At 71.8% G+C, this 25,856-nt stretch carries 19 protein-coding genes; 16 read left to right on the plus strand and 3 right to left on the minus strand.

Going from position 1 to position 25,856, the window contains the following annotated elements; genetic code table 11:
• Positions 1–88: 88 nt before the first annotated feature.
• A complete protein-coding gene (locus EDF38_RS01625; protein WP_233572121.1) occupies positions 89–1,933 on the minus strand; it encodes a glycoside hydrolase family 2 protein in 1,845 nt (614 codons plus the stop codon).
• 22 nt (positions 1,934–1,955) lie between these two features.
• A complete protein-coding gene (locus EDF38_RS01630; RefSeq protein WP_123353658.1) occupies positions 1,956–2,975 on the minus strand; it encodes a LacI family DNA-binding transcriptional regulator in 1,020 nt (339 codons plus the stop codon).
• A 150-nt stretch (positions 2,976–3,125) separates the two neighbouring features.
• Between EDF38_RS01630 and EDF38_RS01635 the strand changes: the two genes are divergently transcribed.
• The 5 genes from EDF38_RS01635 (at position 3,126) to EDF38_RS01655 (ending at position 9,823) form a co-directional block, all read left to right on the plus strand.
• Complete coding sequence (locus EDF38_RS01635) at positions 3,126–4,436, plus strand: ABC transporter substrate-binding protein (RefSeq protein WP_123353659.1); 1,311 nt, start codon at positions 3,126–3,128, stop codon at positions 4,434–4,436.
• Positions 4,429–5,364, plus strand: a complete 936-nt coding sequence (locus EDF38_RS01640) for a carbohydrate ABC transporter permease (protein WP_123353660.1) — start codon at positions 4,429–4,431, stop codon at positions 5,362–5,364. Before EDF38_RS01635 ends, EDF38_RS01640 begins: the two co-directional genes overlap by 8 nt.
• Positions 5,364–6,275, plus strand: coding sequence for a carbohydrate ABC transporter permease (locus EDF38_RS01645; protein ID WP_123353661.1), 912 nt, complete (start codon positions 5,364–5,366; stop codon positions 6,273–6,275). The genes EDF38_RS01640 and EDF38_RS01645 overlap by 1 nt, the downstream gene beginning before the upstream one ends.
• Positions 6,276–6,377: 102 nt before the next feature.
• Entirely contained in the window at positions 6,378–7,457 is a 1,080-nt protein-coding gene (locus tag EDF38_RS01650) for a family 43 glycosylhydrolase (RefSeq protein ID WP_123353662.1), read from the plus strand.
• A gap of 446 nt (positions 7,458–7,903) precedes the next feature.
• Entirely contained in the window at positions 7,904–9,823 is a 1,920-nt protein-coding gene (locus EDF38_RS01655; protein WP_123353663.1) for an ABC transporter ATP-binding protein, read from the plus strand.
• A 73-nt stretch (positions 9,824–9,896) separates the two neighbouring features.
• Here the strand turns inward: EDF38_RS01655 and EDF38_RS01660 are convergent, their stop codons facing one another.
• Positions 9,897–10,922: a LacI family DNA-binding transcriptional regulator gene (locus tag EDF38_RS01660; protein ID WP_199734549.1), complete on the minus strand. Its 1,026-nt coding sequence runs from the start codon at positions 10,920–10,922 to the stop codon at positions 9,897–9,899.
• Between the two features lie 190 nt (positions 10,923–11,112).
• Between EDF38_RS01660 and EDF38_RS01665 the strand changes: the two genes are divergently transcribed.
• The 11 genes from EDF38_RS01665 (at position 11,113) to EDF38_RS01715 (ending at position 25,856) form a co-directional block, all read left to right on the plus strand.
• Positions 11,113–12,711: a sugar ABC transporter ATP-binding protein gene (locus EDF38_RS01665; protein WP_233572123.1), complete on the plus strand. Its 1,599-nt coding sequence runs from the start codon at positions 11,113–11,115 to the stop codon at positions 12,709–12,711.
• On the plus strand, positions 12,708–13,739 hold the full coding sequence (locus tag EDF38_RS01670) for an ABC transporter permease (protein ID WP_123353664.1): 1,032 nt from the start codon (positions 12,708–12,710) through the stop codon (positions 13,737–13,739). Before EDF38_RS01665 ends, EDF38_RS01670 begins: the two co-directional genes overlap by 4 nt.
• Positions 13,732–14,766, plus strand: a complete 1,035-nt coding sequence (locus tag EDF38_RS01675) for an ABC transporter permease (protein WP_123353665.1) — start codon at positions 13,732–13,734, stop codon at positions 14,764–14,766. Before EDF38_RS01670 ends, EDF38_RS01675 begins: the two co-directional genes overlap by 8 nt.
• A gap of 74 nt (positions 14,767–14,840) precedes the next feature.
• Complete coding sequence (gene rhaS, locus EDF38_RS01680) at positions 14,841–15,905, plus strand: rhamnose ABC transporter substrate-binding protein (RefSeq protein WP_123353666.1); 1,065 nt, start codon at positions 14,841–14,843, stop codon at positions 15,903–15,905.
• A gap of 151 nt (positions 15,906–16,056) precedes the next feature.
• Entirely contained in the window at positions 16,057–17,556 is a 1,500-nt protein-coding gene (locus EDF38_RS01685) for an L-fucose/L-arabinose isomerase family protein (RefSeq protein ID WP_123353667.1), read from the plus strand.
• A gap of 76 nt (positions 17,557–17,632) precedes the next feature.
• Positions 17,633–18,085 (plus strand): L-rhamnose mutarotase, encoded by a 453-nt coding sequence (locus EDF38_RS01690; RefSeq protein ID WP_123353668.1) that lies wholly within the window; start codon positions 17,633–17,635, stop codon positions 18,083–18,085.
• Positions 18,082–19,245, plus strand: a complete 1,164-nt coding sequence (gene rhaI / locus EDF38_RS01695; protein WP_123353669.1) for an L-rhamnose isomerase — start codon at positions 18,082–18,084, stop codon at positions 19,243–19,245. The genes EDF38_RS01690 and rhaI overlap by 4 nt, the downstream gene beginning before the upstream one ends.
• Before the next feature lie 80 nt (positions 19,246–19,325).
• Positions 19,326–21,365: a bifunctional aldolase/short-chain dehydrogenase gene (locus EDF38_RS01700; RefSeq protein WP_123353670.1), complete on the plus strand. Its 2,040-nt coding sequence runs from the start codon at positions 19,326–19,328 to the stop codon at positions 21,363–21,365.
• On the plus strand, positions 21,362–22,891 hold the full coding sequence (locus tag EDF38_RS01705) for a rhamnulokinase family protein (protein ID WP_123353671.1): 1,530 nt from the start codon (positions 21,362–21,364) through the stop codon (positions 22,889–22,891). Before EDF38_RS01700 ends, EDF38_RS01705 begins: the two co-directional genes overlap by 4 nt.
• 4 nt (positions 22,892–22,895) lie before the next feature.
• Positions 22,896–24,134 carry an alpha-hydroxy acid oxidase gene (locus EDF38_RS01710; protein ID WP_123353672.1) on the plus strand — a complete coding sequence of 413 codons (1,239 nt, stop codon included), beginning with the start codon at positions 22,896–22,898 and terminating at the stop codon, positions 24,132–24,134.
• A 273-nt stretch (positions 24,135–24,407) separates the two neighbouring features.
• Positions 24,408–25,856 carry a sugar porter family MFS transporter gene (locus EDF38_RS01715; protein WP_304984591.1) on the plus strand — a complete coding sequence of 483 codons (1,449 nt, stop codon included), beginning with the start codon at positions 24,408–24,410 and terminating at the stop codon, positions 25,854–25,856.

A 25,856-nucleotide genomic window follows, 5' to 3' on the forward strand; every position in this document is an offset into this window, starting at 1 on the left:
CCCCAGTGCAGGAGGCCTGCGGGCCCCGGCGTCCGACTGAGCGACGGCCCGATGCGCTCGTGCCGCTCGAAGGCGAGGCAGCACCCGTTCAGGTCTGCGCCTGGACGGCGGCACGGATCACTTCGATCGGGACCTTCGGGCGGCGTCGGGCGTCGACCAGGCCGTTGGCCTCCTGCCGGGTGTCGGTCAGCTGCGTGTAGCAGAAGCCCGCGAGGCTCGAGCTCGCGATGACGGCCCCGAGCAGCCCCCGCAGCTGGGACGCGAACTGCTCTGCGCTGCCGGCGCTCGAGTAGCCCCAGGCGTCGTCTGCGCCCTCCGCCGAGGTGTCGTAGCGGATGCCGCCGAACTCCGTCAGCATCAACGGCGACCCGGGGTCCGTGTCCCCGGGCAGGAGGATGCGTCGTCCCGCCGGTCCGTGACCGGAGACGAGGTCTTCCCGGGCCGTCGCGGAGCCGTACCGCTCCGCCATGACCGCGGGTGACGCCTCGTAGTCGTGGACGGAGATGATGTCGGACGACACGTGCTCCCACCCGTCGTTCGAGATGACGGGACGCGAGGGGTCGAGCGCCCTGGTGAGGTCGGCCATGGAACGGGCGAACGCGCGTTGGGCCGGATCGCGGGCGATGTGCTGCACGCCCCAGCTCTCGTTCATCGGCACCCACGTGACGATGCAGGGGTGCGAGACGTCACGTCGGACGGCTTCCGTCCACTCGGACGCGAAACGGGCGACGGCCAGCGGCGAGAACTCGAACGCTCCGGCCATCTCGCCCCAGACGAGGAGGCCCAGCCGGTCGGCCCAGAAGAGGAACCGCGGGTCCTCGATCTTCTGGTGCACCCGAGCCGCGTTGAAGCCCAGCGACTTGATCAGCTCGACCTCGTCACGGAGGGCCCCCGGCGAGGGAGCGGCCAGGTGGGACTCCGGCCAGTACCCCTGCTCGAGGACGCTGCGGACGTAGTACGGCCGGTCGTTGAGCCGGAACGCCCCGTCCGAGACGTCGACGGATCGGAGCCCCAGGTAGGAGTCCACGAGATCGAGCACCTCGCCCGCCGGACCGACGAGCCGCACCGTCGCGTCGAGCAGGACCGGCGACTCCGGCGACCACAGCAGTCGCTCGTAGGCCTGCCCGTTGCGCTGGGCGACGAGGTGGACCCGGGTCGTGATCGTCCGCGAAGCGGCAGGCACGGTGACGCGGCCGAGCTCGGCGCCGTCGTGCGCGACGACCACCTCGACGACCGCGGAGGCCGTGACGGGACCGCGGAGCTCCAGCGCGAGGTCGACGGCGGCGGCGGGCAGGTCGCTGGTCCAGCCGAGCGTCCGGATCGAGGTGCGCGGCACGGCCTCGAGCCAGACCGTCTGCCAGATGCCCGTCGTGCGGTGGTACCAGATCACGTGCGGATCGAGCTGCCAGTCCTGCTTGCCACGAGGCTGCGTGACGTCGTGGGGGTCGTCCTCGGCCCGGACGACCAGCAGCTGCTCGGCGGCGTCGTCGTCGACCGCGTCGGTCGCGTCGAACGTGAAGGGGGTGTGGCCGCCCTCGTGCTCGCCCAGCAGCACGCCGTTGAGCCAGACCTTGGCCCGGTAGTCGACGGCACCGAAGTGCACGAGCAGCCGGGGGGCGTCGGGCCCGAGGCCGGCGTCGCGGAGCTCGTCGACCGTCAGCGCTCGTGAGTACCACACGACGGGGTGGAAGCCGGTGTCGGCGATGCCGGACGCCGGTGACTCCGGAGGGAACGGCACGGTGATGGTCCGATCACCGACGGGGCGCCGGGACCAGCCACGTGCTTGGCCCTCGTCGTCGTCGTCGTGGCAGAAGCCCCACGGGCCCGACAGGTCCGCCCACCGCGGGCGCACCACCTGGGGCCGCGGATAGCAGCCGTCCCCCCGCGACGCAGGGACGGAAGAGGAGGCGTCATCGCCGTCGTTTCTCAGCACGCGGACAGTATGTCCGAAATTTCTAGCGCTGTAAATTCTCTGGCGCGCTGCCGCGGTAGACCACCTCGTGGCCGACCAGGACGTGCCTGCCGAGCTCGTCGAACCCCGCGATGCGCTGTTCGAGCATGCCGAGCGCGGTGCTGGCGAGGGCGGCCATGTCGGGCCGGACGGTGGTGAGGCCCGGCTGCGTGAACGACGCCATGGCGACGTCGTCCCACCCGCTGACGACGACGTCGTCCGGGACGCGGACGCCCGCGGCGCCGAGGGCGTGGATCGCGCCGATGGCGGCCAGGTCGTCGCGGCAGACGAGCCCGTCGAAGCGCAGCCCGGCCTCGAGCGCCTCGGTCACCGCCCGGTCGGCGCTGGCCGACGAGACGGCGTCGCTCGCCACGAGGAGCCCCATGTCGAGGGGGAGGCCCTCGGCCTCGAGGCCCTCCTGGTAGCCCGCGAGGCGGACCTTCGAGGTCGGGCTGAGCGCCGAGCGTTCGTGGCCGAGGAAGGCGATGCGGCGCGCGCCGAGCGACGCCAGGTGGCGCGTGACCTCGCGGGCGGCGGCCACGTTGTCGATCATCACGTGGTCGACGCTGACCGGGGCCTGCGCCTCGCCGAGCAGGACGACGGGGATGTCGCTGCGATGCCGGGCGATCTCGGACGACCCGAGGGTGGAGGGCTGGAAGAGCACGCCGTCGACGAGGCCCGCCTCGGAGGTGGAGACGATGGCCCGCTCGGCGTCGAGCGTGCCGTCGGTCTGCTCGAGCAGCACGCGGTAGCCGCGGTCACGCGCCAGCGTCGAGACGCATCGAGCCAGCTCCGAGTAGTAGGGGATGCTGATGTCGCTGAACGCCAGGGCGAGCAGCCCGGTCCGTCCGGTCGCCAACGACCGGCCCGACTCGTTCGGGCGGTAGTCCAGGTCGTCGATCGCCCGCTGGACCTTCGCGCGCGTGGCGGGGGACACGTGGACGTAGCCCCGGACGACGTTCGACACGGTCTTCATCGAGACGCCGGCCACCTCGGCGACGTCCTGCAGTCTCGCCCTCGCCATGCTCCGCCTCCCGATCGTCGTCCCCCGACTGTAGGGCACAGACTTGACGGAGCGTTTACAGCGCTGTAAAGATACGTGCACACCACGGCGACGCCGCCGACAGCGTGCCTCGGCACGACGGCGAGGCCGGACTCAAAGGAGAGCACCCACATGAACAGATCCCTCGTCACCCGGGCGGTCACGGTCGCGACCGTCGTCGGTCTCGGCGTCTCGCTCGCCGGCTGCAGCTCAGGCGCCTCGTCCACGACGGGCAGCGTCTCGGGCGCGGACTACACGGGGCCGAAGGTCACCGTCGACTTCTGGAACGGCTGGACCGGCGGCGCCGCGCCGACGATCGTGCCCGAGCTCGTGAAGCAGTTCAACGCCGAGCACGACAACATCGTCGTCAAGAGCGTCCCCATGGAGTGGGCCGACATCTCCGCGAAGATGCCCCTCGCCATCAAGGCGGGCAAGGGGCCCGACGTCGCCGTCGCGCACGGCGACGACGTCGCGACCTACGCCGCCCAGGGCCTGCTGCTCGACAGCGGCGACATCGTCGACGGCCTCGGCTACACCGCAGACGATTTCCCCGAGGGACTCTTCGAGGGCAACCAGTACCAGGGCACCCAGTACGGCATCCCGTGGAGCGTCACGCCCCTCGGCCTGTACGTCAACAACGACGTGCTGAAGGCAGCCGGTGTCGACACGACGGTGCCGACCGACGCCGCGTCGTACGAGAAGAGCCTCGCCGCCCTGAAGGCCGCGGGCGTGCAGGGCGAGTGGGTCGACGGGTACGTCTTCACCGGCACCTTCGAGTTCCAGAGCCTCCTCTGGCAGTTCGGGGGCGACCTCTACGACGAGGACGTGACCGAGGCCACCTTCAACAGCGACGCCGGGGTCCAGGCGCTGCAGCACATGGTCGACCAGATCGACAAGGGCTACAGCCCGAAGAACGTGCCCCAGGACGGCAACTTCAACGCCCTGGTCAAGGGCGAGAACGCCTACAACTGGAACGGCGTCTGGCAGACCACGAACGAGGCCCTGCAGGACGTCGACTTCTCCGTCGCCCCGCTGCCCCAGATCGGCACCGAGAAGGCGGTGTGGTCGAGCTCGACCGACTGGATCTTCCCCAGCAACAAGGGACAGAGCGCCGACGAGACCTCCGCTGCCGCGACGTTCGTCAAGTGGATGAACGACAACTCGGCCGGCTGGGCCGAGACCGGCGAGCTGCCGGCCGCCAACGACGTGCGAGAGGACCCGGCCCTGGTCGAGGAGTACCCGAACCTCAAGCCCTTCCTCGACCAGCTGCCCTACGCCCACTACGAGACCGTGGCGCCCGGCATCACCGCCGCCAACGCCGAGATCACGACGGCCGTCGGCGAGGCCGTGCTCGGCAAGAAGACCCCGAAGGAGGCGCTCGACGACGCGGCCGCGCAGGCCGACAAGATCCTCGAGCAGAACGCGCAGACCTACGGTGGCTGACACGCTCCTCAGCCCGGCCGCGCGGACCCCACGGTCCGCGCGGCCGGGCGCCCCCCGTCGCGACCTGACCGCCTACGCGTTCCTCGCGCCCTTCCTCGTGCTGTTCGCCCTGTTCGTGCTGGTGCCGGCCGTCTACGGCCTCGTCATCAGCCTCCACCGGTGGAACTCGCTCGTCCCGGTGCACCCGTTCATCGGGCTGCAGAACTACGTCGACCTCGTGACGCCCGGGTCGCTGACCTTCTCCGACTTCTGGTCGAGCATGCGGGCGACCGGCATCTTCACGGTCTTCAGCGTGCCGCTGCTCATCGTCGTCCCCCTGCTCGCAGCCGTCCTGCTGAACCAGAACCTCAAGGGGACCACGTTCTTCCGCGGCGTCTTCTTCGCCCCCTACGTGCTGGGCGTCGCCGTCATCGGCGTCATCTGGAAGTACCTGCTCGACCCGCAGGCCGGGGTCGTCAACCACCTCCTCGGCCTGATCGGGCTCCCCGACCAGACGCCGTGGACCGTCGACGTGCCGTGGGCCTGGGTGTCGCTCGTCGGCGTCACCATCTGGTGGACCGCCGGCCTCAACACCGTCATCCTCCTCGCGGGCCTCAAGGGCATCAACGCCGACCTGTACGAAGCCGCGGCCCTCGACGGGGCCGGCACGATGCGGAAGTTCTGGTCGGTGACGCTCCCCGGGCTGCGGCCGGTGATGATCTTCGTCACGACGACGACGATCCTCGCCTCGGCCAACATGTTCGGGCAGTCGTTCCTCCTGACCCAGGGCGGCCCCGGCACCGAGACCCGCTCGGCGATCATGTACATCGCCGACCAGGGGCTGGCGCAGGGCAACATGGGCGCCGCGTCGGCCATGAGCTACCTGCTGTTCGCCGTCCTCGCCGTGATCAGCGTCGTCAACTTCCGCATCCAACGAGAGAAGGCGTGATGACCCAGCTCGCCCCCGAGCGGCTGCCGGCCGCGGTCCCGCAGCCCCCGACCCGCGCCTCCACCGGTGGCCGCCGTCGCCGCCCGTGGCACCGACGCGTGCCGACCGTGGCGCTCTACGTCGCCCTGGCGATCATGACGCTGGCGATCCTGCTGCCGCTCCTCTGGATCGTGCTGACCTCGTTCAAGACGGACTTCGACGCCATCAGCAGGCCCGCCTCCCCGATCCCCGACCCCTTCACCGTCGACGCCTACCAGACCCTGTCGAGCGGGCAGCAGCCGATCTTCCGGTGGTTCCTCAACAGCCTGGCGGCGGGAGCCCTGCAGACGGCGATAATCCTCGTCACCGCCTCGCTCGGGGCCTACGCCCTGGCGCGGCTCGAGTTCCGCGGCAAGAAGATCGTCTTCGGCATGATCGTGTCGACCCTGCTCGTGCCGCCGGTGATCTTCCTCATCCCGAACTACCTCATCGTCGAGAGCCTCGGCTGGCTCGACACCATCTGGGCCATCACGGTCCCGGGAGCCGCTGGTGCGTTCGGCATCTTCTTCCTGCGGCAGTTCTTCGTCGGCCTGCCGGCGGAGATCGAGGAGGCGGCGCGCCTCGACGGGGCGAGCGACCTGCGGATCTTCCTGCAGATCGTCATCCCCCTCTCGCGGCCGGCCCTGGCGACGCTCGCCGTGCTGAGCTTCCTGTCGAACTGGAACGACTTCCTCTGGCCGGTGTACGTGCTGCTCAGCCCGGAGAACCTGACCCTGCAGCCGGGACTCTCGGTGCTCTCGGGCGCCTACTCGACCCACTTCGGCATCGTGATGGCGGGGGCGGTCATCGCCTCGGTGCCGGTCCTCGTCCTCTTCACGCTGGCGCAGCGGCAGATCGTCGACAGCGTGGCGGCCTCGGGGGTCAAGGGATGACGTCCTCGCCCTGACGGGCGACGGAGGAGGCCTGCCCGACCCCGGGCGGGTCGGCCCCGGTCGACGACGACCGGGGCCTGCCCGCGAGGAGGCGGGCCCACCATGACGACACGACCTTCACTGATCCGCGCGCTGGTCGCCGGCGCCGGGGCGTTGCTCCTCGCCGCGGGACTCGCCGTCCCGATGGCGGCGGCCCCCAGCGCACCCGCCGAGGCGGCGCCTTCATGCACCCTCTCGAACCCGATCTCGAACGGGGCCGATCCGTCGGTCTGGCTGCGGAACGGCGTCTACTACCTCGCCCAGTCCGACGGAGCCCGGTCGATCTCGCTCAAGGCGGCCAGCACGCTGTCCGGCCTGTCGACCGCCACGGCCCGGACGATCTTCACCGCGCCGACCGGCACCGATCACAGCGCGCAGACCTGGGCGCCCGAACTCGAGTACCTCGACGGCAGATGGATCATCTACTACGCCGCGGCGACCGACCGTGGCTCGTTCGACGCCACGAACGACACCCACCGCATGTTCGCCATCACCGCGAACGGGCAAGACCCCCTGGGCACGTGGTCGTTCGCCGGCAAGATCGCCGACTCCACCGACCAGTGGGCCATCGACGGAACCGTGTTCCGGTACCAGGACAGCTGGTGGATGCTCTGGTCGGGGACCCCGACCGGGAACGGCGGCCGGGCGCCGCAGCAGATCTACATCGCCCACATGTCCGATCCGCTGCACATCGACCAGGACCACCGTCGCCTCATCGGCAACCCCGACCAGGCCTGGGAGACGAGCCGCCAGGCGATCATGGAAGGCCCGGAGGCGTGGATCAGCCCCTCGGGCACCCTCTCGATCGTCTACAACGCGAACGCGTCGTGGACGACGTCGTACGCGCTCGGGATGCTGGTCTACAAGGGCGGTGACATGACGACGTACCAGTCGTACGCGAAGCGCGGGCCCGTCTTCTCGTCGGGCGGGGGCGTCTACGGCCCCGGCGGTGAGTCGATCCCCGTCCCGGGTGCGAACGGCATGAACTGGAACGTCTACCACGCGAAGACGACGACGGCCGACGGCTGGGACGACCGCAAGGTCTTCGCCCAGCCCGTGCCGTGGGCCGCCGACGGCACTCCCGCCTTCGGCACGCCCACCGGGTTCGCCGGGTACGACGAGGCGCTGCAGCAGCGCTGTTGACGGTCGTCGACCGGAGCGCGACCGTCGTCGTCACGACGCCGCCTCCGGTCGACGCCGGTCCTCGCCGGGGCCAGGGTGTGGGCGTCGTGGTCGAGGCGGTCGTTCGTCAGGTCGAGCCACTCCTGCAGGGACCGGTCTCGACGACCCGGTCCTCGGTGCCGTGCACGAGGACGACCCGCGCCGTGACGTCGGCGAGCTCGACACCCCAGGGCCTGACGAACGCGAGATCGTCGTCGACGCTCCCGTCCAGGTCCGCCGGCGAGGGCGGGACGATCGATCACGGGTCCGTTCCTGGCGCATCCGCCCCGCATCATCCACGGTCTCTCGATCCACCTCGCGCGACCGCGGCGCCCGTGTCGCGCCGGTGCACCCGGGAGGCGGAGGTCGCCGCCGGGACCGCCGTGCCCCGTCTACGGTGGGCACGGTCACCCTCGGAAGGAACCGTCATGAGCATGGAAGGCGCGGCCTGGAGCTCGCTGTACAAGATCTCGAGCGCCCGCGACGGCGAGCACGGCATCTCCCGCGCGTCCGTGCGACGGATCATGACGTTCGCGGTGCCCTACCGGTCGAAGCTCGTGGTCTTCATCGCCCTCTCCGTCGTCGGGGCCTTCCTCGCCGTCGCGACGCCGGTGCTGGCCGGCCGGGTGGTCGACGTGATCGTCGCCCGGGGCGAGACCTCCACCATCGTCAAGCTCGCCGTCCTGATCGCCGCGGTCGCCGTGGCCGACGCGGGTGCGTCGCTCGTGACGCGCTGGTACTCGGCCCGCATCGGCGAGGGCGTGATCCTCGACCTCCGCACCGCCGTGTTCGACCACGTGCAGAAGATGCCGATCGCGTTCTTCACGCGCACGCGGACGGGCGCCCTGGTGAGCCGCCTCAACAACGACGTCATCGGTGCCCAGCAGGCCTTCAGCGGCACGCTGTCGGGCGTGGTCACGAACGTCGTGGCGCTCGTCCTCACCCTGGTCGTCATGCTCAGCACGTCGTGGCTCGTGACGGTCCTCGCCGTGGTCATGCTCCCGATCTTCCTCGTGCCCGCGCGGCGCATGGGCACCCGCCTCGCCGCGCTCCGCCGCGAGGCCGCCGACCACAACTCGGCGATGAGCACGCAGATGACCGAGCGGTTCTCGGCGCCCGGCGCCACCCTCGTCAAGCTCTTCGGCCGTCCCGACGAGGAGTCGGAGGAGTTCCGCGTCCGTGCCGCCCGCGTCCGCGACATCGGGGTCCGCAGCGCGCTGCTGCAGTTCGTCTTCGTCACCGCGCTGACGCTCGTCTCCGCCCTCGCCCTGGCGCTCGTGTACGGGCTCGGCGGTGCCCTGGCGCTCGCCGGCCAGCTCGACACCGGGGAGGTCGTCACCCTGGCCCTCCTCCTCACCCGCCTCTACGTGCCGCTGACCGGTCTCGCGAACGCCCGGGTGGAGATCATGAGCGCGGTCGTCAGCTTCGAGCGCGTCTTCGAGGTCCTCGACCTGGAGCCGCTCATCCGGGAGAAGCCCGACGCCGGCGTCGTGCCCGCCGGCCCGGTGGCCGTCGAGTTCGACGACGTCCGCTTCGCCTACCCGTCCGCCGACAAGGTGTCGCTCGCCTCCCTCGAGGAGGTCTCGACGCTCGACACCCGCGGCGGCGAGGAGGTGCTGCACGGCGTCTCCTTCCGGATCGAGCCGGGGCAGACCGTCGCCCTCGTGGGCACGTCGGGTGCGGGCAAGTCGACCATCGCGCAGCTCCTCTCGCGCCTGTACGACGTCGACGACGGCGCGGTGCGCCTGGCGGGGACGGACGTGCGCGACGTGACCTTCGCCTCCCTGCGGCACACCCTGGGCATGGTGACGCAGGACGGCCACCTCTTCCACGAGACGATCCTCAGCAACCTGCGCCTCGCGCGGCCGGAGGCGTCCGAGGACGAGGTGTGGGACGCCGTCCGTCGGGCGCGGCTCGAGCCGCTCGTCCGGTCGCTGCCCGACCAGCTCGACACGATGGTGGGGGAGCGCGGCTACCGGCTCTCCGGGGGCGAGCGCCAGCGGATGACCATCGCGCGCCTCCTGCTGGCCCAGCCTCGCGTCGTGATCCTCGACGAGGCGACGGCGGCTCTCGACTCGACGTCCGAGGCGGCCGTGCAGGCAGCCCTCAGCGAGGCGCTCGAGGGGCGGACCGCGCTGGTGATCGCCCACCGGCTCTCGACCATCCGCAGCGCCGACCTGATCCTCGTCGTCGAGGACGGCTCGATCGTCGAGCGCGGCACGCACGACGAGCTGCTCGCCGCGGCCGGTCGCTACGACGAGCTGCACCGGACCCAGTTCGCCGTGCAGAAGGAGGTCGCGGCCGACGAGGAGGCGCTGCCGACGGGGGCGACGCCGCTCCCGTCGTAGCCCCCGCGCGCCAGCGCTCCTGCCGCCCCGAGCTCGACTGCGAGCTCTGTGCGGGTCAGCCGGACCGCGGTCGTCAGGCCGGAGCCGACCCCGCCACGGTGCTCGCCCGCACCACGAGCTCGGGCGCGAAGACGACCCGGCGCGGCTCGCGCGTCGGGTCGTCGATCTCGTCCTGGAGGATGTCCATCGCCGTCTGCCCGATGAGCCCGCTGGGCTGCCGGATCGAGCTGAGCGGCACCACGGCGGCCCGCGCGAAGTCGATGTCGTCGTAGCCGATCAGCGCCACGTCGTCGGGCACCCGCAGGTCGCCGAGCATCACGAGCGACTGCAGGACGCCCATCGCCACGAGGTCGTTCGCCGCGAACACGCCGTCGGGGCGCTCCGACGGCGGGCGCGCCATGAGCGCCGCGGCGGCCGCGCGGCCGTGCTCGACCGTGAGGCCCGGCACCTCGACGACCTCGAGGGCGACGTCCGCGCCGGCGCGGCGCACCGCCTCCTGCGCCCCGGCGAGGCGGTCGGCGACCTGCTGCAGGTCGAGCGGTCCGCCGACGAAGGCCAGGCGCCGTCGACCCACGGCGACGAGGTGCTCGACGGCGAGCTGGCCGCCCCGCACGTCGTCGACGGAGACCGACGAGAACGTCGTGAGGCTCGCCTGCCGGTCGACGAGCACGGCGGGCGTGCCGCGGCGGCGCAGGCGGGCGAGGCGCTCGCTCACGTCGCCGACGGGGGAGATGAGGATGCCGAGCACGCGGTTCTGCTCGAAGAGGTCGAGGTAGTGGGCCTCGCGCTCGACCTGCTGGTCGCTGTTGCCGAGCAGCACGACGCGGCCCGCCTTCTCGGCGGCCGTCTCGGCGCCGCGGGCGACGTCGGTGAAGAACGGGTTGCCGCCGTCGAGGATCACGAGGCCGATCGCCCGGCTCGCCCCGGCGCGCAGCTGACGCGCCGCGTCGTTGCGGACGAAGCCGAGCTCGTCGATGGCGGCGTGCACGCGGTCGACGGTCGCCGGGCTGACCTTGTCGGGGTGGTTCAGCACGTTCGAGACGGTGCCGACCGAGACGCCGGCCGTGGTCGCGACGTCGCGGATGCTGACGGACTCCACCCGCGCCTCCTGCCCCTGGTCGACCGCACCGCCGCGGGGCAGTGGTCGACGCCGGAGGTCGACGGGGCCGAGTCTAGGCGGGCCCTCCGCGCCCGTGACGCAACTGGTGCTTGACGCCGCACCGACCCGCCCCTACTGTCGACCCCAGCAGCTTTTGAAACGATTCATTTCTCGATGAGGAGAACGATCAGTGACGATCGACCCCACGCCCGGCGGCCTCTCGCCCACGGCCCCCGTGCTCGAGCTGAGGGGGGCGCGCAAGACCTTCGGCGCCGTCGTGGCGCTCGCCAGCGGCAGCGTCCAGCTGCGGGCCGGCGAGATCAACGCCCTGGTCGGCGAGAACGGCGCCGGCAAGTCGACGATGGTCAAGATCCTCGCCGGGGTGCACCAGCCCGACAGCGGCGAGTTCCTCTTCGACGGGCACCCGATCGTCTTCCGCACCCCCGCCGAGAGCAAGGCCGCGGGCGTCAGCGTCATCTACCAGGAGCCCACGCTCTTCCCCGACCTCACCGTCGCCGAGAACATCTTCGTCGGCCGCCAGCCCACCTCGCGCCTCGGCTTCATCGACCGGGCGAAGATGCGCGCCGACGCCCGGGCCCTCTTCGAGCGGCTCGGCGTGCCGATCGACCCCGACCGCGCCGCCGAGGGGCTCTCGATCGCCGACCAGCAGATCATCGAGATCGCCAAGGCCATCTCGCTCGACGCCAAGGTGCTGATCATGGACGAGCCGACGGCCGCCCTCAGCGGCGTCGAGGTCGAGCGGCTGTTCGGCGTCGCCCGCGCCCTCCGCGACCGCGGCAGCGCGATCATGTTCATCTCGCACCGCTTCGACGAGGTCTTCGGGCTCAGCGACCGCATCACGGTCATGCGTGACGGCGCCTTCATCAGCGAGCACGCGACCGGCGACGTCACGACGGCGGAGATCGTCCGGGCCATGGTCGGGCGCGACGTCGACCAGCTGTTCCCCAAGCAGGAGGCGCGGATCGGCGAGCCCGTCGTCACCGTCCAGGGGCTGACGCGGCAGGGCGTCTTCCACGACGTGTCGTTCGAGGTGCGGGCCGGCGAGATCGTCGGGCTGGCCGGGCTCGTGGGCGCGGGCCGCACCGAGGTCGCCCGGGCGCTCTTCGGCATCGACCGCTACGACGCCGGCAGCGTGACGATCGGCGGGAAGCCCCTCGCCCGACGTGACCCGCGGGCCTCGATCAGCGCGGGCATCGGCTTCGTGCCGGAGGACCGCCGCAAGCAGGGCCTCGTCATGGACATGTCGGTGAGCCGCAACACGACGCTGACCCTCCGCAAGACCCTCAGCCGCTTCGGCCTGGTCAGCGCCCGACGCGAACGAGAGGCGGCCGCCGACTGGTCGCAGCGCCTCCAGGTCAAGACCGGCAGCCAGGAGCTCGCGGTGGCGACGCTCTCGGGCGGCAACCAGCAGAAGGTCGTGCTCGCGAAGTGGCTGGCGACCGACCCGGCCTTCCTCATCGTCGACGAGCCCACCCGCGGCATCGACGTCGGCACGAAGAGCGAGGTGCACCGGCTGATCAGCGACCTGGCCGGCCGCGGCATCGCCGTGCTGATGATCTCGTCCGAGCTTCCGGAGGTGCTCGGCATGGCCGACCGCGTGCTCGTCATGCACGAGGGCCGCCTCACCGCGACCCTCGACCGCGCCGACGCCACGGCCGAGCGCGTGATGCACGCCGCGACCGGTTCGGGAGCCGCCGACGTCACCGAGCACGCGGCGCCGTCGGCGCCCGTCACCCCGACGACCCCGACCGCGGAGGCCCCCCGATGACGACCACCCACGCCCTCGCCCCCGCCCCGACGACGGGTCGCGGCCCCCTCGCCTCGGTGCTGAGGCAGCGCGAGGTGCCGGTCGCCTCCGCGCTCGTCGTGCTGGTGATCGTCACGACGATCGCCAACCCTCTGTTCGTGTCGGCGCAGGGCGTCAAGGACCTCATGCTGAACGCGACGATCACGGTGATCATGGCCGTCGGCCTCGGCACCGTCATCATCACGAACAACATCGACCTCTCGGTCGGCTCGATCCTCGGCCTCGTCGCCTTCGCGACGGGCACCGTCTTCGCCGCGGCCCCCGACATCCCGATCGTGGTCGTCTTCCTCATCGGCCTCGCGATCGGCGCCGTGCTGGGGGCGATCAACGGGCTGCTCGTGACGGTCGCACGGGTGCCCTCGCTCGTCATCACGCTGGGCATGCTCTACATCTACCGCGGGCTCAACAACGCCTGGGCCGGCGGGCAGCAGTACTTCGCCGGCGACCGGCCCGCCGCCTTCGGCCGGCTCTCGGTCGACACCGTCGTCGGCATCCCGATCATCACGATCATCGCGATCGTGGTCGTCGTGCTCGTGGCCGTCTTCCTCGCCCGCACCCGCCCCGGCCGCGACATGTACGCCATCGGCTCCGACGAGCAGGCGGCCCGCCTGTTCGGCATCTCGGTGAGCAGGCGCGTCGTCACGGCCTTCGTGCTCAACGGCACCCTGACCGGCCTGGCCGGCGTGCTCTACGCCAGCCGCTTCAACTCGGTGGGCGCGACGACGGGCACGGGGCTCGAGCTCGACATCGTCGCCGCGGCCGTCGTCGGCGGCATCGCCATCTTCGGCGGCTCGGGCAGCGTCGTGGGCGCCGCCATCGGGGCCGTGCTGCTCACCACCATCACGAGCAGCCTCACCGCCCTCGGCGTCGACAAGTTCTGGCAACAGGCCATCGTCGGCGTCCTCATCCTGACCGCCATCCTCGTCGAGCGGATCGCCTCGATCCGCAAGGCCCGACGACTGCGCACGAGCGAGGCCACCAATGCCTGACCGGACGACCACCGAGGCGGCCCTGCGCCGCCGACGACTGCTGACCGGCCGCGGCGCGATCATGGTGTGGGCCCTGCTCGCCACCCTGCTCGTCTGCGCCCTGACCGTGCCGCGGTTCGCGAGCGTGCAGACGACCGGGTTCCTGCTGCTCGACGCGATCCCGATCCTCATGATCGCCATGCCGATGGCGCTCGTCGTCATCACCGGCGAGATCGACCTCTCGGTCGCGAGCACCGCCGGCCTGACGAGCGCCGTGATGGGCGTGCTCTGGGCCGCGGGCTGGGGCATCCCCGAGATCTTCGTCGTCTGCGTGCTGATCGGCGTCGCCTGCGGCGCCCTCAACGGCGCCCTGGTCACCTCGATCGGCCTGCCGAGCCTGGCGGTCACGATCGGCACCCTGGCCCTTTACCGCGGGCTGGCCCTCGTCGTGATCGGCGACAACGCCGTCGCGAACTTCCCGCCCGGGCTCACCTCGTTCTTCACCTCGAAGATCGGCGGCACGGGCATCCCCACCGTGATGGTCGGCGTGGCCGTCGTCATCGTCTTCTTCGGGGTGCTGCTGCACGCCAGCTCGTTCGGCCGGGCCCTGCCCGCCATCGGCTTCAGCAAGGAGGCCGCGAGCTTCGTCGGCGTGCACGTCGGCCGTGCCAAGTTCTGGATGTTCGTCGCCACCGGCGTCGTCTCCGCCCTCGTCGGCATCTACTGGACGCTCCGCTACTCGAGCGCCCGCAGCGACAACGCGACCGGCATCGAGCTGGCCGTCATCGCCGCCGTGCTGCTCGGCGGCGTCTCGATCTTCGGCGGCCGGGGCTCGATCCCCGGCGTCGTCGCCGGCGTGCTGATCATCTCGAGCATCAGCTACGCGCTGCGGCTCGGCGGCATCAGCGACGTCGTGCTCAACATCGTCACCGGGCTGCTGCTCGTCGGCAGCGTGGTCACGCCGAGCCTCATCGCGGTCGTCCGCGAGAAGACCCGCGTCAGACGGGCGTCGAGGGCCGTGCTGGCCCGCTCCGCCGAGCACGCCTGACACCCCCGATCCCACCCGCACCACCCGGCTCCACCCACCCCGGCACCATCCCACCCACAGCAAAGGACAGAACGATGACGTTCCCCACCTCCCCCCGAGGCCGTGCCCTCCGGCGTGGCCTCGCCGCCGCCGCGGCCCTCGCCGCCGTCTCGCTCGTCGCCTCCGGCTGCGCCCTCACCGCAGGCGGCGACGACGCCTCGTCGGGCTCCGGCTCGGGCGGCACCGAGTCGATCGCCTTCGTGCCGAAGCAGCTCAACAACCCGTACACCGACGTCGTGCTCGGCGGCGGCGAGGAGGCCTCGAAGGCGATCGGCTACGACTACAGCGTCGTCGGCCCGCTCGAGGCGAGCGCCTCCTCGCAGGTCACCTTCCTCAACACGCTGACGCAGCAGGGCACGAACGTCATCGTCATCGCCGCGAACGACCCCGACGCGGTCGGACCGGCCTTGAAGGAGGCGCGTGACGGCGGGGCGAAGATCGTCGCGTTCGACTCCGACACGAACCCCGACTACCGCGACGTGTTCGTCAGCCAGGTCGAGGCCAAGGACGTCGCGCTGATCCAGATCCGCCAGATGAGCGAGCAGATCGGCGGGGAGGGCGACATCGCCATCCTGTCGGCGACCGCGAACGCCACGAACCAGAACGAGTGGATCAAGTACATCCAGGAGGAGGTCGACACGAACCCCGACTACGCCGGGATCACGATCGTCTCGACGGTCTACGGGGACGACGACGACGCGAAGTCGTTCCAGGAGGCCCAGGGCCTGCTGCAGGCGAACCCCGACCTCAAGGGCATCATCTCGCCCACGACGGTCGGCATCGCCGCCACCGCCCGCTACCTCTCGACCTCGGAGTACAAGGGCAAGGTCGCGCTGACCGGCCTCGGCCTGCCCAACGAGATGCGCGAGTTCGTCAAGGACGGCACCGTCACGGCCTTCGCCCTGTGGGACCCGGCGCAGCTCGGCGAGGTCGCGGCCTACGCCGGCCAGGCACTCGTCGACGGCACCATCACCGGCGCGAAGGGCGACACGTTCACCGCGGGCGACCTCGGGGAGCGCACCGTCGGCGACGACGGCATCGTGATCGTCGGCCCGCCGACCGAGTTCGACGCCGACAACATCGACGACTACGACTTCTAGTCGTCGCCCGTGACGGGGCGCGGCGGTGCGCACGACCGGCACCGCCGCCCCCGGCCACGATCCCCGGGGCGCACGCCGCGCCTCCCCGGCGGCCCCGCACCCCGCTGCCCGCAGTCCCACCGTCATCGGCCCTCGCAACGGAGCGAACCCCATGAGCACCACCCCCTCGCCGGTCAGCGACCTGCTGCCCCCGTCCCGCCGCCGTCGCACCCGCGTGGGCCTCGTGGCCGGCGGGCTCGGCACCTACTGGCCGCAGTTCCCCGGGCTGCTGCCGCAGCTGCAGGAGTCGACCCGCTACGTCGTCGACCGCTTCGGCCGCCTCGACGCCGAGGTGGTCGACACCGGGTTCATCTCCGACGCGCAGGAGGCGCGGGTCGCGGCCGACACCCTGCGCCGGGCCGACTGCGACCTGATCGTCGTCTTCCTCACCACGTACCTGACCTCGTCGATGGTGCTGCCGATCGCGCAGCGGGCCGGAGTGCCCGTGCTCGTCATCGACCTGCAGCCCACCGAGGCCATGGACCACGCGACCTTCGACACGGGCCTGTGGCTGGCGTACTGCGGCCAGTGCCCGGTGCCCGAGGTGGCGAACGTCTTCACGCGGGCCGGCATCGAGTTCCGCTCGGTCACGGGGCACCTCCGCAGCGAACGGGCCTGGAGGCGCATCGAGCGCTGGGTGCACGCTGCCGGCGTCCGAGCCCGCCTGCGCGAGGCCCGCCACGGGCTGATGGGCCACCTCTACCCGGGCATGCTCGACGTCTCGACCGACCTCACGCTGCTCTCGACCCACTTCGGGTCGCACGTCGAGGTGCTCGAGCTCGACGACCTGCGCGTGCGGGTCGACGCGGTCGCGGACGCCGAGGTGCGCGAGCGCGTGGCCCTCGCCCGCGAGGTCTTCGACGTCGACGCGTCCGTCCGCGAGGAGGACCTCGACTGGGGCGCGCGCGTCTCCGTCGGCCTCGACCGGCTCGTCGACGACCTCGACCTCGACTCGCTCGCCTACTACCACCGCGGCCTCGAGGGCGAGGTGCACGAGCGGCTCGGCGCGGGCCTCATCCTCGGCGCCTCGCTGCTCAACGCCCGGGGCGTGCCGGCCGTGGGCGAGTACGAGCTGCGCACCTCCGTGGCGATGCTCGCGGCGCAGGCGCTCGGGGTCGGCGGCTCGTTCACCGAGATCCAGGCGGTGAACTTCGACGACGACGTGGTCGAGATGGGCCACGACGGGCCGGGGCACCTCGCGATCTCGTCGTCCCGGCCCGTGCTGCGGGGCCTCGGCGTCTTCCACGGCAAGCGCGGCCACGGCGTCAGCGTCGAGTTCGACGTGCAGCCGGGGCCGGTCACGACGTTCGGCCTCGGGCAGGACCGCGACGGCGCGCTGTCGTTCGTCACGAGCGAGGGCACGGTCGTGCCGGGGCCGCTGCTGACGATCGGCAACACGACCTCCCGGGTCGACTTCGGCGGCGACCCCGGCGAGTGGGTCGACGAGTGGTCGCGCACCGGCATCGGGCACCACTGGGGGCTCTGCGTCGGCCACGTCGCGCGCGACGTCGCGGCCGCGGCCTCGCTGCTCGGCATCGAGCACCGGCACGTCTCGGCGCCCTTCGACGACGCCGACGGGTTCGCGCGCAGCCTCGGCAGCGGGCCCTCCTGAGGCGCTTGTCGGGCGGCACGGCAGCCGCTACGCTCGACTCATTGAAACGATTCAACGACGAACCGGAGACCACCGCATGACCGCCGACGAGCACGAGCGCTACGCGTTCCGGCTGCAGGTCGCGCCCGACCGCCTCGACGAGTACGCCCGGCGCCACGCCGAGGTCTGGCCCGAGATGCTGCAGGCCCTCCACGACAGCGGCTGGCACGGCTACTCGCTCTTCGCCGCCCCCGACGGCCTGCTCGTCGGCTACGTCGAGGCCGAGTCGCTCGCCGCGGCGCAGGCCGCCATGGCCGAGACCGACGTCAACGCCCGCTGGCAGGCGTCAATGGCCGAGTTCTTCACCTCGCTCGACGGCACGCCGCCCGACGAGGGCTTCGAGCTGCTGACCCAGGTCTTCAACCTCGAGACGCAGCTCGGGCTGCCGGGCGGCGGCCGCCGCGCCGCCCCCACCACGACCACCACGACCCGCTCGACACCGGCGTCGCCGACGACGTCCGACACCACGACCACGGAAGAGACCTCATGACCACCTTCGAGTCCATCGCCCCCACGCTCGAGCGGCAGGCCATCGAGCTGCCCAGCTGGGCCTTCGGCAACTCGGGCACCCGCTTCAAGGTCTTCGGCACGCCGGGCACGCCGCGCACCCCCGAGGAGAAGATCGCCGACGCCGCGACCGTGCACCGCTTCACCGGCCTCGCGCCGAGCGTCGCCCTGCACATCCCGTGGGACGAGGTCGACGACTTCGGAGCCCTCCGCTCGCACGCCGCGGGCCTCGGCGTCGACCTCGGCACCGTCAACTCGAACACCTTCCAGGACGACGCCTACAAGTTCGGCAGCCTGGCCCACAGCGACGCGGCCGTCCGCCGCAAGGCGATCGACCACCACCTGCGCTGCCTCGAGATCATGCACGAGACGGGCTCGCGCGACCTCAAGATCTGGCTCGCCGACGGCACGAACTACCCCGGGCAGGACAGCCTCCGCCAGCGCCAGGACCACCTCGCCGAGTCGCTCGCCGAGATCTACGCGGGCCTCGGCGACGAGCAGCGGCTCGTGCTCGAGTACAAGTTCTTCGAACCGGCGTTCTACCACACCGACGTGCCCGACTGGGGCACCAGCTACGCCCAGGTGAGCGCCCTCGGCGACCGCGCCCTCACCTGCCTCGACACCGGCCACCACGCACCCGGCACGAACATCGAGTTCATCGTCATGCAGCTGCTGCGGCTCGGCAAGCTCGGCTCGTTCGACTTCAACTCGCGCTTCTACGCCGACGACGACCTCATCGTCGGGGCGGCCGACCCGTTCCAGCTCTTCCGCATCCTGTTCGAGGTCGTCGACGGCGGCGGGCTCGACGAGGGCTCGCCGGTCCAGTTCATGCTCGACCAGTGCCACAACGTCGAGGACAAGATCCCCGGCCAGATCCGCAGCGTGCTCAACGTGCAGGAGATGACGGCGCGCGCCCTGCTCGTCGACCGTCCGGCGCTCGACGCGGCCCGCGCCTCCCACGACGTCCTCGGCGCCAACGCCGTGCTGATGGACGCCTTCTACACCGACGTCCGCCCGGCCCTGGCCGACTGGCGCGAGGGCCGCGGCCTGCCGCGCGACCCGATGGCGGCCTACCTCGCGAGCGGCACGCCGGAACGCCTCGCCGCCGAGCGCGTCGGCGGCAAGCAGCTCAGCTGGACCTGAGACGCGACGGGCGCGGCCGGCCGGCCCGCGCCTCCCCCGCACGACCTGACCCGACCCGACACGACACGAACGGACCTCCCGTGAGCAGCACGACCACCGCCGCCGACCTCGTCGCGCGCAGCAACCGCCTCGGCGCCGACCCGGCGAACACCAACTACGCCGGCGGCAACACCTCGGCCAAGGGCACCGCGACCGACCCCGCCACGGGCGAGCCGGTCGAGCTGCTCTGGGTGAAGGGCAGCGGGGGAGACCTCGGCACCCTCACCGAGGAGGGCCTCGCGGTGCTGCGGCTCGACCGGCTGCGAGGCCTCGCGGGCGTCTACCGCGGCGTCGAGCACGAGGACGAGATGGTCGCCGCCTTCGACTACGCCCTGCACGGCAAGGGGGGCGCGGCGCCGTCGATCGACACCGCGATGCACGGGCTCGTCGACGCGGCGCACGTCGACCACCTGCACCCCGACGCCGGCATCGCGATCGCGACGGCGGCCGACGGCGAGCGGCTGACGGCCGAGATCTTCGGCGGCGCGGTCGTCTGGGTGCCGTGGCGCCGACCCGGCTGGCAGCTGGGCCTCGACATCGCCGCGATCGCGGCCGAGCACCCGGAGGCGCGGGGCACGATCCTGGGCGGGCACGGCATCACCGCGTGGGGCGACACGAGCGAGGAGGCGGAGCGCAACTCCCTCTGGATCATCGAGACCGCGCAGGCGTACCTCGACGAGCACTCCCGCCCGGAGCCGTTCGGCCCGCCGCTGGCCGGCCACGCCGCCCTGCCCGTCGAGGAGCGCCGGGCCAAGGCCGCGGCCCTCGCCCCGGTGATCCGCGGCATCGCGTCGCGCGACCGGCCGCAGGTCGGGCACTTCACCGACAGCGACGTCGTGCTCGACTTCCTCGCCGCCACCGAGCACCCGCGGCTCGCCGCGCTCGGCACGAGCTGCCCCGACCACTTCCTCCGCACGAAGGTGCGGCCGCTGGTGCTCGACCTGCCGGCCGACGCGAGCGTCGAGGAGGCCGTCGCGCGCCTCCGCGAGCTGCACGAGCAGTACCGCCTCGACTACCAGGCCTACTACGACCGCCACGCGACCTCCGAGAGCCCCGCCATCCGCGGGGCCGACCCGCTGATCGTGCTCGTGCCGGGCGTCGGCATGTTCTCGTACGGCAAGGACGCGCAGACCGCCCGGGTCGCCGGCGAGTTCTACGTCAACGCGATCGCCGTGATGCGCGGCGCCGAGGGCGTCTCGAGCTACGCGCCGATCGACGAGGCCGAGAAGTTCCGCATCGAGTACTGGGCCCTGGAGGAGGCGAAGCTGCGGCGGATGCCCGCGCCGAAGCCGCTCGCCACCCGCGTCGCGCTCGTCACGGGCGCTGCGTCGGGCATCGGCAAGGCCATCGCGACGCGCCTCGCGGCCGAGGGGGCCTGCGTCGTGATCGCCGACCTCGACCTCGCGAAGGCAGAGGCCGCGGCGGCCGAGATCGGCGGGCCCGACGTGGCCCGCGGCGTCGCGGCCGACGTCAGCGACGAGGCGGCCGTGAAGGCGGCGATCGCCGAGGTGCTGCTCGCGTTCGGCGGGCTCGACCTCGTCGTCAACAACGCGGGCCTCAGCCTGTCGAAGTCGCTCTTCGACACGACCGAGGCCGACTGGGACCTGCAGCACGACGTCATGGCGAAGGGCTCGTTCCTCGTCGCGAAGAACGCCGCGCGCGTGCTCGTCGACCAGGGCCTCGGCGGCGACATCGTCTACATCTCGTCGAAGAACTCGGTCTTCGCCGGCCCGAACAACATCGCGTACAGCGCCACCAAGGCCGACCAGGCCCACCAGGTTCGACTGCTCGCGGCGGAGCTCGGCGAGCACGGCATCCGCGTCAACGGCATCAACCCCGACGGCGTCGTGCGCGGCTCGGGCATCTTCGCGAGCGGCTGGGGCGCCAACCGCGCCGCGACCTACGGCGTCGACGAGAAAGACCTCGGGGCCTTCTACGCCCAGCGCACCATCCTCAAGCGCGAGGTCGTGCCCGAGAACGTGGCCGCCGCCGTGTACGCCATCTGCACGAGCGACTTCTCGCACACGACCGGCCTGCACGTGCCGGTCGACGCGGGGGTCGCCGCGGCCTTCCTCCGATGACGCCGACCCGGCCGCTCGCGGGCGGCGTCGTCGCCGCGGTCGACCTCGGCGCGACGAGCGGGCGCGTCGTGCTCGGCCACGTCGACCGCGACGGCGTCCGGCTGCAGCACGTCGCCCGCTTCGCGAACGAGCCGGTGACGCTGCCCGAGGGGCGGTCCGCCGACCAGGGCACGAGCGCCGGAGGCGCGGACCGGGTCGGCCTGCACTGGGACGTCACGGGGCTCTGGCGGTCGGTCGTCGCGGGGCTCGCGCTGGCGCTCCGTGACGAGCCCGCCACGGCCTCCGTCGGCGTCGACTCGTGGGCGGTCGACTACGGCCTCCTCCGCGACGGACGCCTGCTCGGCGCCCCGTACCACTACCGCGACGAGCGGTCGGCGGCCGGCGTCGAGGCCGTGCACGCCGTCGTGCCGCCCACGGAGCTCTTCGCCCGCACGGGCCTGCAGCACCTGCCGTTCAACACGGTCTTCCAGCTCGCGGCCGACCGCGCCGCCGGGGTGCTCGAGCCCGCCGACCGGGCCCTGCTCGTGCCCGACCTCGTCTCGTGGTGGCTCACCGGCACGGCCGTCACCGAGCGCACGAACGCCTCGACGACGGGGCTGCTCTCGCCCTTGACGGGGGAGTGGGACGACGAGCTGTCGGGCCGCCTCGGCCTCGCGCCCGACCTGTTCGCGCCCCTCGTCGACCCGGGCGCCTCCCTCGGGGCGCTGCTGCCGTCGGTCGCCGCGGCGATCGGGGCGCCGGCCTCCCTCGGCGTCACGGCCGTCGGCTCGCACGACACCGCCTCCGCCGTCGTCGCCGTGCCGCTCGCGGGCGACGACGCCGCCTACGTCTCGAGCGGCACGTGGTCGCTCGTCGGCCTCGAGCTGCCGTCGCCCCTCCTCGGCGACGAGGTGCGGGCCGCCGGCTTCACGAACGAGGGCGGCGTCGACGGCCGCGTGCGCTTCCTCAAGAACGTCTCGGGCCTCTGGCTGCTGAGCGAGTCGATGCGCGCCTGGAGCCGCTCGGGCACCTCGTCCGCCGAGCGCAGCAGCGACCTCGCCGCCCTCCTCGCCGAGGCGGCCGCCGTCGGCCGGTCCGTCCCGGTCTTCGACGCCACCGACGCCCGCTTCACGCCGCCCGGCGACATGCCCGCGCGCATCGAGGCGTGGTGCGTCGAGCACGACGTCGCGCCCCCGCGCGGGCGGGCCGAGACGGTGCGGAGCATCCTCGAGTCGCTCGCCGCGGCCTACGCCGCGACCCTCCGCGACGCCGAGCGTCTCTCCGGCCGCACGGTCCGCACCGTGCACGTCGTCGGGGGCGGCTCGCAGAACGAGCTGCTCTGCCAGCTGACCGCCGACCGCACCGGCTGCACCGTGCTGGCCGGCCCCGTCGAGGCGACCGCCCTCGGCAACGTGCTCGTCCAGGCCCGCGCCGCCGGGCTCGTGCGCGGGAGCCTCGAGTCCTTGCGCGCCCTGGTGCGCCGCAGCTCCTCACCCGTCCGGTACGAGCCGCGGACCACCGCGGCCGCCACTTCGCAGAAAGGCTGAGACCGTGGTCCAGCGTCAGTTCCCCAAGCCCGTCGAGCTGCTCGAGTACCTGAGCTTCAAGAAACCCGAGCTCGACGGGCGCAAGCGCCGCCTCGAGGCCGCCCTCACCATCGAGGACCTGCGGGCGATCGCGAAGCGCCGCACGCCGAAGGCCGCCTTCGACTACACGGACGGCAGCGCGGAGGCGGAGATCTCGATCACGCGGGCCCGGCAGGCGTTCGAGGACGTGGAGTTCCACCCCGAGGTGCTGCGGGACGTGGCCGAGATCGACACGACGGCGACGGTGTTCGGGGCGCCGTCGGCGATGCCGTTCGCGATCGCACCGACGGGCTTCACCCGACTCATGCAGACCGAGGGCGAGACGGCCGGTGCGTCGGCTGCGGCGGCAGCGGGCATCCCGTTCACCCTGTCGACGCTGGGGACGACGTCCATCGAGGACGTGAAGGCGGCGAACCCGCACGGTCGCAACTGGTTCCAGCTCTACGTCATGCGTCAGCGCGACATCTCGTACGGGCTCGTGGAGCGGGCTGCGACTGCCGGGTACGAGACCCTCTTCTTCACGGTGGACACACCTGTCGCGGGGGCGCGCCTCCGCGACAAGCGGAACGGGTTCTCGATCCCGCCCCAGCTGACGCTGGGGACGGTGCTCGACGCGTTGCCGCGACCGTGGTGGTGGTACGACTTCCTCACGACGAACAAGCTGGAGTTCGCGTCGTTGAGCGCCACCGGCGGGACGGTCGGCGATCTGCTCGACCTGGCGATGGACCCCACGATCAGCTTCGACGACCTGCGGATCATCCGCGAGATGTGGCCGGGAAAGCTGGCGGTGAAGGGCGTGCAGAGCATCGACGACGCGAAGAAGTTCGTCGACGCGGGAGTCGACGGCATCGTGCTGTCCAACCACGGCGGGCGGCAGCTCGACCGGGCGCCGATCCCCTTCCACCTCCTGCCGGAGGTGGTGCGCGAGGTGGGCGCAGACACGGACGTGCTCGTCGACACCGGCATCATGAACGGCGCCGACATCGTCGCGTCCGTCGCGCTCGGGGCCAAGACGACCCTGATCGGGCGGGCCTACCTCTACGGGCTCATGGCCGGAGGGCGGCAGGGCGTCGACCGCACGATCCAGATCCTCTCGGACCAGGTCGTCCGGACGATGAAGCTGCTCGGGGCGCACTCCTTGGAAGAGCTCGAGCCGCGGCACGTGACCCAGCTCGAGAGGCTCGTGCCGCGGGCGCGGGGCTAGGGCGCGCCTCCGCCTCCGCCTCCGCCTCCGCCTCCTCCTCCTCCTCCTCCTCCTCCGCCTCCGCACCCTCTTTCTCCGGGCCGGTGTCGTCGACCATCTCGTCGACGGCACCGGCCTCGGTCGTGCCCGGGTTGACTGGGGTGCTGCTGCCCCCGTCGTCGTCATGATGCATTGACAGGACATGAGCACATGGCTAGTCTCGGCACATCGCCCGAGTCGGGGGCGACGGTCCGGCCCCCGCTGGCCGGAGCAGCCACAACCAACGGAGGAATCGTGGTCACGAACGCACCCGGGAGCAGCCCTCGCACGGCACTCCCCGCCCTGGTCTCAGGGCCCCACACGAAGCGGCTCGGCACGGTCGCCGTCATCGCGACCTTCGGCGGGCTCCTCTTCGGCTACGACACCGGCGTCATCAACGGTGCCCTCGACTCGATGGAGGAGAGCCTCGGCCTCACTCCTGCCAGCGAGGGGATCATGGTCTCGGCGATCCTCATCGGCGCCGCGGTCGGAGCCTTCTTCATCGGCCGCATCTCGGACGCGTTCGGCCGCAAGCCCACGATCAACACCCTCGCGATCCTCTTCTTCTTCGCCGCGGTGGCCTGCGTGCTCGCCCCGACGTGGGAGTTCTTGACGGGGGCGCGGTTCTTCCTCGGCATCGCCGTCGGCGGAGCGTCGGTCACCGTCCCGGTGTTCCTCGCCGAGCTGGCGCCGACCGAGCAGCGTGGCGGGCTCGTCAGCCGCAACGAGCTCATGATCGTCTCCGGTCAGCTCGCGGCGTTCACCATCAACGCCGTCATCGGCAGTGTCTGGGGCGAGCACGACAACGTGTGGCGCTACATGCTCTCCGTCGCCGTCCTGCCGGCCATCGCACTCTTCATCGGCATGTTCCGGGTCCCCGAGAGCCCTCGGTGGCTCATCGCCAAGGGCCGTGACGACGAGGCCCTCGCCGTGCTGAAGCAGATCCGTGCCGACGACCGGGCGATCGCCGAGATGGCGGAGGTCCGCCTGCTCGCCGAAGAGGAGAAAGAGGCCAAGAGCGCCCGCCTCGCCGACCTCGTGGCCGAGCCCTGGCTGCGCAAGATCCTCTTCATCGGGATCGGGCTGGCCGTCGCCCAGCAGCTGACCGGCATCAACTCGATCATGTACTACGGCACCCAGGTGCTGCAGCAGTCCGGCTTCTCCCAGAGCGGCGCACTGATCGCCAACGTCGGGGCGGGCGTCATCGCCGTCGTCGCGATGCTCGTCGCCCTGCGCGTGATCAACAAGGTCGGCCGACGCAACATGCTCATGTTCGGCTTCGCCGGCGTGACCGTCTTCCACCTGCTCATCGGACTCTCGTCGCTGCTCATCCCCGAGGGCCTCGGCCGGGCGATCGTCGTGCTGGTCTTCGTCATCTGCTTCGTGGGCACGATGCAGGGCACCATCGGCCCGCTGGTCTGGCTGATGCTCTCCGAGATCTTCCCGCTCAAGCTGCGCGGCGTCGGCATGGGCGTCACCGTCCTCATCCTGTGGCTCACGAACTTCGCCGTGAGCCTGCTCTTCCCGATCCTCGTGGCCGGCATCGGCATCTCGACGACGTTCTTCATCTTCGCGGTGCTGAACGCCGCGTCGCTGGTCTTCGCCGCGACCCGGGTGCCCGAGACGAACGGACGATCGCTCGAGCAGCTGGAGGAAGACTTCAGCACCGGCGCCATCTACACCGTCCAGGCAGGCAAGAAGTGA

It is taken from the genome of Frigoribacterium sp. PhB160 (assembly GCF_003751785.1).
In the GTDB taxonomy this organism is placed as follows: Bacteria; Actinomycetota; Actinomycetes; order Actinomycetales; family Microbacteriaceae; genus Frigoribacterium.

What these genes read in the sequence shown, in the direction of transcription:
- EDF38_RS01630 (WP_123353658.1), bottom strand. Translation starts at nt 2,975, where the DNA reads ATGGCGAGGGCGAGACTGCAGGACGTCGCCGAGGTGGCCGGCGTCTCG.
- EDF38_RS01635 (WP_123353659.1), top strand. Translation starts at nt 3,126, where the DNA reads ATGAACAGATCCCTCGTCACCCGGGCGGTCACGGTCGCGACCGTCGTC.
- EDF38_RS01645 (WP_123353661.1), top strand. Translation starts at nt 5,364, where the DNA reads ATGACCCAGCTCGCCCCCGAGCGGCTGCCGGCCGCGGTCCCGCAGCCC.
- EDF38_RS01650 (WP_123353662.1), top strand. Translation starts at nt 6,378, where the DNA reads ATGACGACACGACCTTCACTGATCCGCGCGCTGGTCGCCGGCGCCGGG.
- EDF38_RS01655 (WP_123353663.1), top strand. Translation starts at nt 7,904, where the DNA reads ATGAGCATGGAAGGCGCGGCCTGGAGCTCGCTGTACAAGATCTCGAGC.
- EDF38_RS01670 (WP_123353664.1), top strand. Translation starts at nt 12,708, where the DNA reads ATGACGACCACCCACGCCCTCGCCCCCGCCCCGACGACGGGTCGCGGC.
- EDF38_RS01675 (WP_123353665.1), top strand. Translation starts at nt 13,732, where the DNA reads ATGCCTGACCGGACGACCACCGAGGCGGCCCTGCGCCGCCGACGACTG.
- rhaS (WP_123353666.1), top strand. Translation starts at nt 14,841, where the DNA reads ATGACGTTCCCCACCTCCCCCCGAGGCCGTGCCCTCCGGCGTGGCCTC.
- EDF38_RS01685 (WP_123353667.1), top strand. Translation starts at nt 16,057, where the DNA reads ATGAGCACCACCCCCTCGCCGGTCAGCGACCTGCTGCCCCCGTCCCGC.
- EDF38_RS01690 (WP_123353668.1), top strand. Translation starts at nt 17,633, where the DNA reads ATGACCGCCGACGAGCACGAGCGCTACGCGTTCCGGCTGCAGGTCGCG.
- rhaI (WP_123353669.1), top strand. Translation starts at nt 18,082, where the DNA reads ATGACCACCTTCGAGTCCATCGCCCCCACGCTCGAGCGGCAGGCCATC.
- EDF38_RS01705 (WP_123353671.1), top strand. Translation starts at nt 21,362, where the DNA reads ATGACGCCGACCCGGCCGCTCGCGGGCGGCGTCGTCGCCGCGGTCGAC.